This window comes from Oceanospirillum sediminis, assembly GCF_014164585.1.
In the GTDB taxonomy this organism is placed as follows: Bacteria; Pseudomonadota; Gammaproteobacteria; order Pseudomonadales; family Halomonadaceae; genus Oceanospirillum; species Oceanospirillum sediminis.
Map to the genome: position 1 here is coordinate 209805 of NZ_JACJFM010000003.1, position 13500 is coordinate 223304.

The window sequence follows — 13500 nt, forward strand, 5'->3', positions numbered from 1 at the left end:
TTTTATGAATGTGATCGATTGATAAAATAATCTGCACCCTTGTTGTCTTTACCCGGGCCTCCTTGCTCTGATTACAGGTTTTTCCCGTACTTATTATTCAGTATAGGCATCGCTATCATCATTCAGCTGTTAATCCCGCTTGTATCAGGAGGTCTGTCACATGCTATTTTCTGACATAAATCTGCTTCGACATTTTTTATTTCATCGCACATCAGTCATTTTTATTACTCTGCTGGCACTGATGATACTCCCTGTTCACTCTGTTCTGGCTGAGTCAGAGACACTGCTGCTGGCTAAGGCAAATCAAATACAGGCTTCGAACGAAAGTCGTTTGTTATCGCTGATAGGGGCAGATAAGGCACTGGTTTTTGCTGGTGCTCAGTATACGCAGGAGCAAACCTGTCCGAAGATATTAAGGCATGAGTTCAGAAAACTGGATAAATCGGACTATCAAAGCCTTTGCGAGTACTCTGGCAAGCTTATTCTGGTAGTGAATACTGCCAGTAAATGCGCCTATACCCCGCAATATAAGGGGCTGGAAAAACTCTGGCAGGCGTATAAAGATCAGGGGCTGGTGGTGTTAGGTTTCCCGGCCAATAATTTTGCAGGTCAGGAACCGGGTGATGATCAGCAGATCAGAAACTTCTGTGAAGTGGCATATGGCGTCAGTTTCCCTATGTTCAGTAAAACAGAAGTGACCGGACACAGGGCCACAGATTTTTATCGTCAGCTGGCACAGGCAGCCGGTGAGCCGCCGGGCTGGAATTTTCATAAGTACCTGATTGCTCCCGATGGCAAAGTGCTGGCCAGTTTCCGAAGCCATATCGAGCCAGAACATCCTGAACTGCTTAATATGATCAGTCGGTATTTGCCTGGTACTCAGGGCCATCAGCTGTCCCGTAATACCTATATTGATGGTGCTGACTCTTATGGCTATGGCTCTTATGGTGCTGGCTTTTAACCGTAATAGTCAGATAACCCGACCAACCAGAAAAGGATGAGCTATGTCCCGTGAAACCGGAAAAAGTGCCCCGGTACCCAGCAGCCGTTTGTCTCGCATGATGCATTTAGGCGGTCTGGCCAGTCGTATTGCCGGTAATGTCGCGGTGGAGACCGGGCGTCACCTGCTCAAAGGTCAGAAACCGGAACTGAATGATCTGCTATTGAACACCACTAACCTGTCCCATGTGGCAGACAAACTGGCCAGTATGCGTGGTGCGGCGATGAAAATGGGACAGCTGATTTCAATGGATGCCGGTACGGTGTTGCCTCGGGAGCTGGCGGAGATTCTGGATCGTTTGCGCTCTGATGCTGTGACGATGCCGCCCAGTCAGCTGATTGCGTCCCTGAACCGGAACTGGGGCGAAGGCTGGGATCAGCGGTTTAAACGTTTCTCTTTTCAGCCGATGGCCGCGGCATCTATTGGTCAGGTACATAAAGCGGTTGATAAGAAAGGTCATGAGCTGGCGATTAAAGTGCAGTATCCCGGTGTGCGTCAGAGCATTGATAGCGATCTGGATAATGTATATGGCTTACTGAAGTTCAGTGGCATTCTGCCCAAAGAACTGGATCTGGAGCCTGTGTTACAGGAAGCCCGTTATCAGTTACATCAGGAAGCCAATTATCAACAGGAAGGTCAGAACCTGCAGGACTACCAGCAATATCTGAACAGCCTGAGTCAGTTTGAACACTGTGTGGTGCCGGGCTTTTATCCTGAGTTATCAACCGAAGAGATTCTGTGTATGGACTTTATTCACGGTCAGCCACTGGAATTGGCCGTGATGAATGACAGAGCGCTGGCAAATCGGGTGATGACTCAGCTGTTTGAGCTTTTCTTTGCTGAGTTACTGACCTTTCATTGTGTCCAGACTGACCCTAACCTGGCCAATTATCAACTGGAAGAAGGCACACAAAAGCTGGTATTGCTGGACCTGGGGGCGCTGTGTCGTTATCCCCCAGAGTTTGTGGCGACTTACAAAGCTGCCATTGTTGCTGCTCAGAATGAAGATAAAGATAAACTGTTATCGGCTCTGGAGCAGCTTGGTTTTTTTGAACAGGCGCAGACGGAGCAGAATCTGGAGATTATCCTGTCGATTCTGATGATGGCTGCTGAGCCGTTACGACACGATGGCCCTTATGATTTCGCCCGCTCGGATCTGGCTCAGCGTATCCGGGACAAGGGAATGGGCATTAGCCGTGACCCCAGTGCCTGGCACACACCGCCACCGGAAGTGATTTTTCTGCATCGAAAAATGGGTGGGTTGTATCTGATGGCGACAAAATTGCGCGCATGTGTGGATATTCGTGCTGTATTTGAACCTTATTGTGCCGACGTTGAGCTGAATAGTGAAAAAAACTTGTTGCCATCCATTTTCTACCCTCTCTGAAAAAGCGTTCATTTTGCTATAACACACACTTAACGTCGAGGAGTATCTATTTTTAATGCACTTTGGGTCTCTAATTAAGAAAAAATATTATTTCTGTAATTGGTTGTAATTGACTTTTTATATTGCATAATATTTTTTATATAGGGTTTGGAATGCTTTTGAGTTAATGTCTTGTTATTTTTATTTGGTTTTCCATGAAATAGTTATAATGGTGAAAGAATAATTTAAAATAACGAAGAAAGTGAATGATTAGTACTTGATGGATAGTAAAAATCACCTTGGGCCAAAAGCTTTTTTGATTATTAGATTAAGTTGATGAGTATTTTAGGCCAAATTTTGCAATGTTGAAAGTATACCTGCTATAGAATGGTAAATTGATTTAAGAGTGAGAGTGGTTTTTTGATTTTTCATGGTTGTTTGGTATGAATGGATTGGGGAAATATTTGGAAGAAATAGTCTGTAAATAGAAGGTGGTAGGTTTTATTATGATGATGAATATTTATTGTGTTTTTTTAATATTATAAGTGGTTTTAGCTATCTAGATGTGAGAGACGTATGCCGGAGTACTTTGAAGAAGATACTTTAGATGATTTGCTTAATAAGGTCACGAAGAAGGTTCTATGTTGTGGAAGTAAGCTCAATCCTAGTAGAGGGCAGATGCGAGAGCTTTTTGGTGTCAGTATTGTTCTTAAAAATCCTCGAGCTAGGCTAAGTCGTAGTGAGTCTAGAGGCAAAGTGCTCAGTGCATTGGGAGAGTTGCTGTGGTATTTGTCAGGGGAGAGCAAGTTAGAATTTATTCAATACTACCTTAGTAAGTACGAAGAAGAATCAGATGATGGTGTCTTAGTTAGAAGCGGTTATGGTGATAGGCTTTTTAAGTATAATAATATAAATCAAATCGATAATGTTATAGAAACTTTAAAGAGAAAGTCTTCTTCAAGAAGGGCTGTTGTACAAATATTTGATGGGAGTGATTTAGCTGGGAATTATAGCTCAATACCATGTACCTGCCTTTTTCAGTTTGCTATTAGAAATGGTAGGCTGCATATGATTACTTATATGAGATCAAATGATATACATTTAGGATTGCCGCATGACATATTTTCATTCACAATGATTCAGGAGATTATTGCAAAATCTATAGGTTGTGATATTGGTGAATATCAGCATTTTGTAGGTAGTTTGCATCTTTATGAAAGAAATGTTGATGCTGCAGAGCAATACTTGTCTGAAGGGTTTCATGATCAGATCGAAATGGATGCAATGCCAGATTCAGATCCTTGGGAAGCTATTAAGGTAGTATTGTCATTTGAAGAAAAATTGAGAGTATCAAGCTGCAGTCTTAATATCCCAGAGGAATTACATGAATACTGGAAAGATATATGTAGATTGTTGGTTGTGTTTAAATATATAAAGAACAAAAAAAGTGAGCTGCTGCCTGGATGTGTTGATACAATAAGTAATGATTACTTGAAGCTGTATGTGAGGGATAAAATTCATAGCTTTCTATCAGAGTAACTTTAAATTGCTTGATTTTTCTTCAGTGGACGTAATATATTTGAACTATACTTTAGTAAGTTTAAGGTGCTTAGCTTTGGCCGTATATGTCGATAATGTCAGGATTCCATGGAGGGGTAGAAAATGGTGCCATCTTGTAGCTGACTCTACAGATGAGTTACATGATTTTGCTAGGATATTGGGTCTGAAAAGAGCTTGGTTTCAGCCAAACGCCTCTTACCCTCATTATGATATTACAATCGAAACCCGTGAAATTGCTTTACGAATGGGGGCAATAGAAGGGTCTCGGAAAGAAATCATAAGATGTGCTCGTAAAATGAAGGAAGAGATGTGTGGTGTTCATGTTCAACAATTATCTCTGCTTTTATAACTAATAATGGGAGCTTTTGGATGTATGGACTCTATAGAAATTATATCGGAATTAATCTCTAGGATTGATAAATATAATTTGAAAGAAACATCTGTCATTCCATGGGCAGCACCAATTGTTTCATTTGGGGATATTTCTTGCGCAAAAGTTGCAACATTAGGTTTGAATCCAAGCAATCTAGAGTATGTAGATTCGAAAGGTATAGAGCTTACAGGAGTAAATCGTCGATTTCATACTTTAACATCATTAAATATTGAAAATTGGCATGAAATAAATGACGAGCATATAGATTTAATACTTTGTTCTTGTAATGATTACTTTAATCATAATCCATATGATGCATGGTTCAATGTTCTTGAAAAACTTTTTTTAGAAAACGGTCATACTTATTATGGAATGTTTTCTGATTTGGTTCATTTAGATTTAGTTCCATTTGTTACTGAAAAGAAATGGGCTAAACTTTCTCATGTGCAGCGAAGTAAGTTGTTAGAAGTTTCGGGGGATGTACTAGGCTATATATTGAGAGGTAATGATATAAGGTTTTTGGTTTTGAATGGTCAGTCGGTAATTAATCATTTAGAATATATAAGTGATGTTAGGTTTGATAAGGAAGTTATGCCTGATTGGGAACTACCTCGTAAAAAAGGTAATGGCATTGCTGGTTACTCATATATAGGGAAGTTAAACAGAATTCTTAGTGTTGATTTGGAAAAAGAGATAATTGTTTTAGGTTTTAATCATAATTTACAAAGTAGCTTTGGTGTTACCAAAGGTGTAAAAAAGTCTATTGAATTGTGGGTTTCAAAAGAAATAGGACGGTAAAGTGAAGAAGCTGACAGGGAGGAATCGTGAACTCTTTAATTCATTAAGTTCTAGGATTATGGAGTTTCATGATCGCCACGAGCCTTTGCCTGGTATTTTACATGACCAGCAATTAGATGTATTTGTTTATCAAATTATTGATAGTATTCGGAGAGTAGAGTTTGCTTCTCAGATAGGTAGTCGAAATGACTCCCATCGTCGTATGGATCCAAATGATGAAATGTTTGATCCACTAAAAGCAGCAAAACTACACTTTAGTGATGGAAATATTGATGAGGCCTGTTGGTTGGTATTTTTAGCAACTCATTGTGGCAAGCATGCGATAGATGGGTGGAAGTTGTCTCGGGATATATATGGAATGTCAGGAAAAAATATTATGAGCTGGGAGTGGGCTTGTAATAATCAGTACTATATAGAACAATGGATGAGTGATCATTTTGATAGATCTTCAACTGGACGATTTGGTAATCATAGAAAATATGAAACCTTAGACTCATCATCTAGAGTGTCAACAGCTAATGTTCTTCAAAGCTATATAAAGTGGGTTCAGCGAGAAGGTGGGCATGAAGCTCTAATTCAGAATGCTAGTATAAATACAGGAGGTAACCCTCGATCTATGTTTCGTTGGCTGTATAATAATATGGATGTGCTTAGATTTGGGCGTACAGGTAAATTTGATTTTTTAACAATGCTAGCGAAACTTGGCATTGTTAATATTGAAGCAGACTCTACGTATTTATGGGAGGCTTCGGGTCCTCTTGATGGAGCTCGCCTTTTGTTTTTTGGGTCAAAAAATTCTTCCCTCAATACCCTCTCTTCCAGAGAGCTTGATCAAAAACTGATCCAGCTCGCTGATTTCTTAGGAATTGGAATGCAAGAAATGGAAGACTCCCTTTGTAATTGGCAAAAAAATCCTAACAGGTATAATCACTTTAGGGGCTAAATTAATACTATAAGGCTTCTCGACGTTAGGTGTGGATTTATTGAAATGATTCCAATCTGAGCAAATAATCAGCCAGTAAATCAAATCCACACGCAACGTCGAAGAACCTATTATAATACTAGTTGGTTAATGTGTTCTTCAGAATATCTTTCTTTAAGTTTATTGTTATGACTTTTCTTGCATTTGTTTGAATGTTGCATTTGACCAACAACAATACCTGGGGATATCCCTAAAGTTTTAGAAAAACTAAGAATAGCTCTATAACTGCTTTGTGGGTTTAGCTTCGAAAACTCAGCCTGATATTCTTTTGGGATTAAGGTATCAAATGCAAAATCATTAGCCTCTTTTTCAATTTCTTTATTTGCATTAGGCTGGTTTTCATTGTCAACTAATATGCTGTTGTTTTCTTTTAAATATCTTTCATGAAGAACTAAATGTCCTGCCTCATGAAAAAAGGAAAACCAAAACTGATCATCAGATAGGCCTCTAAAACTAAGAATCATCAAAGCTTTATTTTCTGAAATAAATCGAACTGCTCCACTGGCTCTGCAGCCTTCAGGTTCTCTTGCAACAACAAGAGCTACACCACTATCAGCACAGATTCTGCGCATCTCTGGTATAAATTTTGAGGGTTCTTTTTGGCAGCTCAGTTTTTTGATTTCTGGTAAGCTTTCTTTAAATCTTTTTTTATTCCATGCTGAGCAATGAATTGAATTAGAATCTATCTCGCCTTTTCTTAGCCAGGTAATCGTTGCTATGTCATTAATACTATATGCTGTGGACTGTCTGAATGCTGTTACATTGGTTTTATTAATATAAATATCATACCAGTCTGATACCGATGTTACGTCGAAAAAATTAAGACAAGCTGTAAGTTTTTCTTTCTTACTAAATTTTCTATCAAACCAGCCACGTTTGATCATATCGCTTATAGGTAATTGATTAAGCCATTCTTCATTTTTTTTTATTTGTTTAAGAGATAGCCTATATTGCGTTTCCCGAGATATCCAAAACTTTGACGGAGCTCCTAGGGTCTTAGATAACAGGCACGCAAGATCATCATTTATTTCCAATGATCCTTTTATTAAGCTCTCTGTATCGATTACAGATTTTCTAATGCTGTGAGCAAAATACTCGATCGACCAATCTCTTTCTTCTAAGAATTCTTTAATGGTCTCACCAGGAGGGCAAGCCCACTCAGGACGAAAGCTTTGTAAATTATCCATGACTCTCTATCCTTAATAGCTTAACTCTATGAACTTTACTCCAATTAGTCGTACCGTCTGCATTTTTAGGAGGGGTTGCATGTCCACAAACGAGTACTAATTTATTTTGATTCATAAGAGTTATCTCTATTCTACCATTAGTTTCATTATCCAGTGCTTTTGACATGCCTGGTAACTCAAATAGATCAGAAAAGTCTGTTGCCGCAGATAAATCGGCAAGCCATCTTTTAAGTTTATTTGACAAAGCAGTACCAAAATGATCTTGGGCTCGATGCTCATGTATGCAGAGCTCTCGAAGCTCTTCGTCCTCAAATCTTAGCTCCAAAGGCGATGTTCTCTCTGTATTTGCAAATTCGACTGGTCCATACAGGTAACGCAACCTTGAATTTTACATGATTTAGCCTATTTCATAAATTACTTAAACTGCCAATTGCAATATTTATATCAGGTTCTTTTTACATCGAGTTTTGTTGTCAAAATTGCGCGCTTGTGTGGATATCCGTGCTTTATTTGAGCCTTATCGTGACAGCGCTGAGCAAAATAGCGAAACCGCAGTGCCTTGATTCAACGGATATCTTGCTGGCAAAGGCGAAAAATAATATCGGATTTAGTCAGGAAGTACTGGCAATAATTTTTTTACTGGATAAAAATACTGTATAAAACAACAGTATTGCCGGATGCGGTTATTCAGGAGTCATTATGTCTGCCCAGAAACAGCTTTTTCTTCTGCGTGATTTTACCAGCCAGGACCATAATCAACTGTGGCAGGAAGCCCTGTATCTGAAGCCCGGTCAGGATGAGCAATCCCCCCAGCCTGTTGTGCCTTTACTGGGTTGGGTAACAGCAGGCCAGCCGATGGATATCTGTGAAAGTCAGGAAAAGATCGCTATCCCGCCACAGCTGGTAAAAAAGAATACCTATGCCCTGAAAGTCCGGGGTGACTCTATGATCGAAGCCAATATCCATGATGGCGATATCATCATTATTGAGCAGCGTCAGAGTGTTGAGAATGGCGAGACCTGCGTGGTCATGATCAACAATCAGTATGTCACCCTGAAGCGTCTTTATATTGATCGGTCCGGGGTGCGGCTGGACCCGGCTAACAGCGATATGGCATCGATTTACCTGCGTAACGAAGATGTGCAGGTGCTGGGTATCGTAATGGGGCTGAAGCGTCGGCATCCACTACAGTGATGTTCTGATGATATCCGCAGGATATCGGCATTATATACCGTGATAAAAGTTTGGCTGATATCAAACTGAACATTGAGGGTTCAGCGTTTTTCATGCTCCTGTGTGCTCCTAAAGTCTCAATGCTCCGAAAGAGACTTATCAATATCCCGCCAGTTGTCTGAATATTTACTCCATGGATGGTGAGAGCTGACTGCCGGATAACGGTCAGAATGCCCGGGCACTGGCTATTAAAAAAATAATATTCAGGAGCTGAAGATTCATGAACATCAACTTGTCACTCAGGCACAAGCTGATCCTGATTGTTCTGGTAACAATCACCGGATTTGCGCTGATGGGCCTTTACAGTGCATCCACCCTCACCGGGCAAGGACAGTCTGCCCGCTATCAATCCGATATAAACCAGGCAGCCAGTGAAGCCAGTCGACTGCAGGCCCGATTACTGTTGCTGGATAAACTCCGGGATAGTGCTCTGGTGGAAGAGCAGAAAAAAGCCCGGGATCTGCTGAATCAACTGAATCAGAGCTCTGCATATCAGCTGGATAGCATTGCTCAGCGAGTGCAGAATCCCAAAGCGTCACAGATGCTGCAGCCAGTGCAGCGACAATTGCCGGGCTATCTGCAGATGCTGGAAAAAAGTCTGCAGCTGCAGCATGATCTGGGTAATGGTCAGAGCACAGGCGCTCTGGCTGGACTGAATCAGCAAACGGAACATCTGGCCGAGCGTTTATCAATCATGGATCGTTTTGCTTCCATGTTTAAGGAGGTCAGAACCGCTGAAAAAGCCTTTCTGCTGAATGCCTCTGAACATAACCATCAAACTTTGATACAGAAACTGAATGCCCTGAATAATCAGATCACAGTATTCAATTTCGACGATGTGTTTGCTGAAGATGTCAGTCGCTACCAGGCGGCACTGGAGCCGGTGGTTCAGCTGAGCCAGCAACAGGCTGTACTGAATAAACAGATTCAGGCTGCCCGGAACCGTATCATTCCGGCAGTAGAATCCGTTACAGATTACCTGATGAATACTCTGGTGGTATCTGCGCGGCAGGCAACGGAGCAGAGTCAGGAGCGGGCCTATCAGTCAATCCTGCTGGGCAGTGCACTGTTAGCGATACTGGTCAGTGGTATTGTCGCATCTGTCGCTGTGTCTATTGCCCGCAATATGAAGCAGGCATTGTCTGTACTGAATGATGTGGCTGCCGGTAATCTGACTCGGGAGTTTATGGCATCCACTAATCCGGAAGATGAGTTTAACCAGCTGGCTCAGGCCACGAATACCATGACGGGTAAAATGGGTGAACTGATTCGCCATATTCAGCGCAGTACCTCGACACTGAAGCAGATGTCAGAAGAGATGAATCTGTCGCAACAACAGATTCAGCAGGGCAGTGAAACCATCAGTGATAAAAGTAATGCGATGGTGGCTGCGACTGAGCAGATCAGTGTTTCAGCAGAAGAAGTGGCTCAGAGTACCAGTCAGGTCAGTGAAGCCACCCGTGAAGCCTGGCAGGCTTCGCAATCCGGAGCAGGAATTATTTCACAGGCTCTGGATTCTCTGCGTGAAGTGGCCCGTAATGTGGATCAGACCAGTGATTCCGTCGCGCGTCTCGGGCAGCAGTCCAAAGAGATTGACACCGTGATTGAGCTGATTGAAGGCGTGGCAGAGCAAACCAACCTGCTGGCGCTGAATGCGGCCATTGAAGCTGCGCGGGCTGGTGAGGCCGGACGGGGGTTTGCTGTCGTAGCAGATGAAGTACGTACCCTGGCTGAGCAGACAGTGATTGCGACCAGTAATATCACAGAGCGCATTGAACAGATTCAGCAGGAAACCCGAAGCGTGGTATCAGCCATGGCGCTGAATCAGAAGCAGGTTGAGCAGGGACAGAGTTTCAGCCAACAGGCTGAACAGGCGATTCAGCGTATTGAACAACAGACCTCTGAAGCGGCTGAGCAGGCCAGCGCCATTTATCAGGCAATCAGCGAAGTAGCGCAAACCACAGCCCGTATGGCGCAGGATATGGATCGAATCGCCAGTGAGATTAACAGTAATCACCAGGCCAGTAACCGGATCAGAGAAAACACCCGGGCGATTGTCACTAAGGCTGAAGAGCTGGAAGGTCTGGCAGCCACTTTTACTGTCTGACTCTTTGATCTTTCTAGCCTCACGCTGTGATCTTACAGGCCTCACGTTGCGATCTTACAGACCTGGCACTGTGCTATTCCAGGTCTGGCGCTGTGATTTTTCAGGCTGGATAGCCTGATGTGGGTATTTTATCTGTTGCGGTCTCCTGACGGCTGATAGCAGGTAAAATATCCACATTCGCAGATGACTACCCAGTCTGATTTTTTATTATATTTTAAGTGTCTAATTAAACTATCTTAATCCCTTCCCTTCATATCCTGGCCCGCTATACAATCGTGAAAACAGGAAAAACAGAGGCCTCCGGTGATTATCCGTAATAAGGACAAAATCCATTCTCCCGACACTATCAAGCAGCACTTTGAAGGGTTGGGCTATATCTGCAGTGATGCCATTGCTACCTCGGTATATCTGGCATGTCATCTTCAAAAGCCGATCCTGGTTGAAGGCCCTCCGGGCGTGGGTAAAACAGAGTTAGCTAAAAAGGCATCAGAGCTGTTGTCAGCCCCTTTGATCCGTATGCAGTGTTATGAAGGCCTGGATGAGGCTAAGGCTCTGTATGAGTGGAAATACGGCAAGCAGCTGCTGTATACACAACTGTTAAAAGACCAGCTTGGCGATGTGATGCGAGGTGCTAAAGGTCTGGATGAATCTGTTACCCGTTTGCATCAGTTCGGGGATATTTTTTATTCTGATGAGTTTCTTGAGCCCCGCCCATTACTGGAAGCGCTCAGAGCTGAAGATGGCGCGATTCTGCTAATTGACGAAATTGATAAAGCGGATCAGGAGTTTGAAGCTTTTCTGCTGGAGCTGCTATCGGATTATCAGATCTCTATTCCGGAGCTGGGTACCATCAAAGCGAAGTCCAGTCCTATTGTCTTTCTGACCAGTAATAATACCCGTGAACTGAGTGATGCCCTGAAACGACGCTGCCTGCATCTGTATATTCCGTTCCCGTGCAAAGAGATTGAGCAAAAAATTATCACCGCTCAGGTGCCGGAACTGAATGAACAGCTGAAGCAGCAATTGGTCGCCTTTATCGGTGAACTCAGAGATATGGCACTGAAAAAAGTCCCGGCGGTCAGTGAAACCATCGACTGGGCGCGCGCTTTATTGCTGCTGAATGTGGATAACCTGGATCACGACTGGATCAAAAACACATTGAATCTGCTGCTGAAATTTCAGGATGATATCGAAGCGGTTGAACCTGAAATCAACAATCTGCTTAAAGCCGTGGCTAAGCAGGTTTAATCCTCTGGCATTTTGTGTTTAACACTCCGGTGCAAAGGATGAATTCAGCAACAGGCGTCAGAACATGCAGAAAGTATTAGGTGATTTTATCCATGCCCTGCGGCAGGCGGGGTTACCCATCTCATCTGCTGAAACGCTGGATGCTTTAAAAGCGGCTCAGTTAACAGGCATTGAGAATGGTCCGCTGCTCAGACAGGCACTGGGCATGACGCTGAGTAAGCGGTTGGAGCACCGTCTGATTCATGATCAGATGTTTGATCAGTATTTTAATGCCTATGAGCATCTGGAGCAGTCAGATGACCCGAATCTTTCGGCATCAGATAAGCCTCAGCCTGCAGGCAGACCTGAGGCCGCACCGGCAACGGTTGATAACAGAGCCGCTGCTGATGCTGCCGGAGCAATAAACTCACCGTTAGCCCGGCAACTTTCTCCATTAGCTCAGCAGCTGATGGGCGGAGATATGTCCGCGATGCAAGTGATGATTGCCAGTGCCGGGACCGGTGCCGGAGCTCAGCAGATTACGTTTAATACTCAGATTCCTGTGGTGACGTACCGGGTAATGCAGGCACTGGGGGGCAGTGAGCTGCAGCAGGATCTGGCTGCCATGGCCAAAGATGACGAGAACAGTGCACTGGTGCAGCTGTTACGGCAACGAAGGACGCAATTACAGCAGCAGATACGGGACTATGTGGAACAACAGTATCTGTTATTTAACCAGAATGAAGCCCTCAGGCTGCGGGAGGACAAGCTGCAAAAGATCCGGCTGACCAATATTGACCTCAGCAATTATAAACTGATGGGAGAGCTGGTACGTAAGGCGGCGAAGCGGCTGGCCAGTATGCATAGCCGAAGACGGCGCATGACCCGTCGAGGTTTGCTGGATGTCCGGCGCACTATTGCAGCCAATGCCGCTTACGATGGTTTCTTATTTCACACTAAATGGAAATCAACCCGGATTGAAAGACCTGAAGTGATAGTGATTTGTGATGTCAGTGGTTCTGTCAGTCAGGTCGCGCGCTTTTTATTACTGTTTTTATACTGTTTACAGGATGTGTTACCCCGGGTCCGTTCATTTGTCTTCTCCTCTGAAATGGCTGAAGTCACTGAATTGTTCGCCAGTAAAGATATGGATGAAGCCCTGGCCGACGTGCTGAAACGCTGGGGGAATGCCCCCACCCATTATGGTAAAGCGCTGGCAGACTTTGAGCAGATGGCTCTGACCGATATCGATAATAAAACCACTGTGATTATGCTGGGAGATGCCCGTAATAATAATGAAGATGGCAACATTCCTGTCTGGCAGAAAGTCTACCGGCAAAGCCAGCGTGTGCTCTGGCTAAACCCGGAGGGCTCGCTGAGCTGGGATACCGGTGATTCCATTATGAATCAATATGCACCTTACTGTTCCCATATTGAAACCTGTAACTCTCTGCGTGATCTGAATCGCATTCTGGGCTCTGAGCTGAAGCGTAATACCTGAATGCAAGGGAGATAAACCTCCCTTGCAGGCATTATCGTGTTGAACAGATTGCGTTCCGGTGTGACGCTCATAATTGATAAAGCATCTGATCTTAAGGCATGACTTTTCTATCATCCGAATAAATCAATCGGATAGGGGGGCTGTCTGCCGGATGTGAGTAGTACGA

At 43.4% G+C, this 13500-nt stretch carries 12 protein-coding genes; 10 read left to right on the forward strand and 2 right to left on the reverse strand.

All coding sequences use genetic code 11. The features are described 5' to 3' along the window. The first annotated feature begins 160 nt into the window (after nucleotides 1-160). The 6 genes from H4O21_RS03905 (at nucleotide 161) to H4O21_RS03930 (ending at nucleotide 6040) form a co-directional block, all read left to right on the forward strand. A complete protein-coding gene (locus tag H4O21_RS03905) occupies nucleotides 161-961 on the forward strand; it encodes a glutathione peroxidase (RefSeq protein ID WP_220495489.1) in 801 nt (266 codons plus the stop codon). 43 nt (nucleotides 962-1004) lie between these two features. Continuing rightward, on the forward strand, nucleotides 1005-2387 hold the full coding sequence (locus H4O21_RS03910; RefSeq protein WP_182807535.1) for an ABC1 kinase family protein: 1383 nt from the start codon (nucleotides 1005-1007) through the stop codon (nucleotides 2385-2387). Nucleotides 2388-2942: 555 nt separating this feature from the next. Beyond that, nucleotides 2943-3905 (forward strand): thymidylate synthase, encoded by a 963-nt coding sequence (locus H4O21_RS03915; RefSeq protein WP_182807536.1) that lies wholly within the window; start codon nucleotides 2943-2945, stop codon nucleotides 3903-3905. A 25-nt stretch (nucleotides 3906-3930) separates the two neighbouring features. Then, on the forward strand, nucleotides 3931-4275 hold the full coding sequence (locus tag H4O21_RS26250) for a DUF4031 domain-containing protein (protein WP_368737514.1): 345 nt from the start codon (nucleotides 3931-3933) through the stop codon (nucleotides 4273-4275). Between the two features lie 24 nt (nucleotides 4276-4299). Then, complete coding sequence (locus H4O21_RS03925; RefSeq protein WP_220495490.1) at nucleotides 4300-5097, forward strand: hypothetical protein; 798 nt, start codon at nucleotides 4300-4302, stop codon at nucleotides 5095-5097. Nucleotide 5098: 1 nt separating this feature from the next. Further along, nucleotides 5099-6040, forward strand: coding sequence for an alpha-glutamyl/putrescinyl thymine pyrophosphorylase clade 3 protein (locus H4O21_RS03930; RefSeq protein ID WP_182807538.1), 942 nt, complete (start codon nucleotides 5099-5101; stop codon nucleotides 6038-6040). Between the two features lie 110 nt (nucleotides 6041-6150). Here H4O21_RS03930 and H4O21_RS03935 read toward each other — a convergent pair whose 3' ends face one another. Then, nucleotides 6151-7266, reverse strand: coding sequence for an ImmA/IrrE family metallo-endopeptidase (locus tag H4O21_RS03935; RefSeq protein ID WP_182807539.1), 1116 nt, complete (start codon nucleotides 7264-7266; stop codon nucleotides 6151-6153). Further along, nucleotides 7259-7591 carry a hypothetical protein gene (locus H4O21_RS03940; RefSeq protein WP_220495491.1) on the reverse strand — a complete coding sequence of 111 codons (333 nt, stop codon included), beginning with the start codon at nucleotides 7589-7591 and terminating at the stop codon, nucleotides 7259-7261. Before H4O21_RS03940 ends, H4O21_RS03935 begins: the two co-directional genes overlap by 8 nt. 374 nt (nucleotides 7592-7965) lie before the next feature. Between H4O21_RS03940 and H4O21_RS03945 the strand changes: the two genes are divergently transcribed. The 4 genes from H4O21_RS03945 to H4O21_RS03960 all read left to right on the forward strand — a co-directional run bounded on the left by H4O21_RS03945 (nucleotide 7966) and on the right by H4O21_RS03960 (nucleotide 13334). Then, nucleotides 7966-8460 carry a LexA family protein gene (locus H4O21_RS03945; protein ID WP_182807541.1) on the forward strand — a complete coding sequence of 165 codons (495 nt, stop codon included), beginning with the start codon at nucleotides 7966-7968 and terminating at the stop codon, nucleotides 8458-8460. Nucleotides 8461-8719: 259 nt separating this feature from the next. Then, on the forward strand, nucleotides 8720-10606 hold the full coding sequence (locus H4O21_RS03950; RefSeq protein WP_182807542.1) for a methyl-accepting chemotaxis protein: 1887 nt from the start codon (nucleotides 8720-8722) through the stop codon (nucleotides 10604-10606). 303 nt (nucleotides 10607-10909) lie between these two features. After that, nucleotides 10910-11854: an AAA family ATPase gene (locus H4O21_RS03955; RefSeq protein ID WP_182807543.1), complete on the forward strand. Its 945-nt coding sequence runs from the start codon at nucleotides 10910-10912 to the stop codon at nucleotides 11852-11854. 64 nt (nucleotides 11855-11918) lie between these two features. Next, complete coding sequence (locus H4O21_RS03960) at nucleotides 11919-13334, forward strand: VWA domain-containing protein (protein WP_182807544.1); 1416 nt, start codon at nucleotides 11919-11921, stop codon at nucleotides 13332-13334. Nucleotides 13335-13500 lie beyond the last annotated feature (166 nt).

Coding starts and splice junctions, on each gene's coding strand:
- H4O21_RS03905 (WP_220495489.1), top strand. CDS start 161: ATGCTATTTTCTGACATAAATCTGCTTCGACATTTTTTATTTCATCGC.
- H4O21_RS03910 (WP_182807535.1), top strand. CDS start 1,005: ATGTCCCGTGAAACCGGAAAAAGTGCCCCGGTACCCAGCAGCCGTTTG.
- H4O21_RS03915 (WP_182807536.1), top strand. CDS start 2,943: ATGCCGGAGTACTTTGAAGAAGATACTTTAGATGATTTGCTTAATAAG.
- H4O21_RS03925 (WP_220495490.1), top strand. CDS start 4,300: ATGGACTCTATAGAAATTATATCGGAATTAATCTCTAGGATTGATAAA.
- H4O21_RS03935 (WP_182807539.1), bottom strand. CDS start 7,266: ATGGATAATTTACAAAGCTTTCGTCCTGAGTGGGCTTGCCCTCCTGGT.
- H4O21_RS03945 (WP_182807541.1), top strand. CDS start 7,966: ATGTCTGCCCAGAAACAGCTTTTTCTTCTGCGTGATTTTACCAGCCAG.
- H4O21_RS03950 (WP_182807542.1), top strand. CDS start 8,720: ATGAACATCAACTTGTCACTCAGGCACAAGCTGATCCTGATTGTTCTG.
- H4O21_RS03960 (WP_182807544.1), top strand. CDS start 11,919: ATGCAGAAAGTATTAGGTGATTTTATCCATGCCCTGCGGCAGGCGGGG.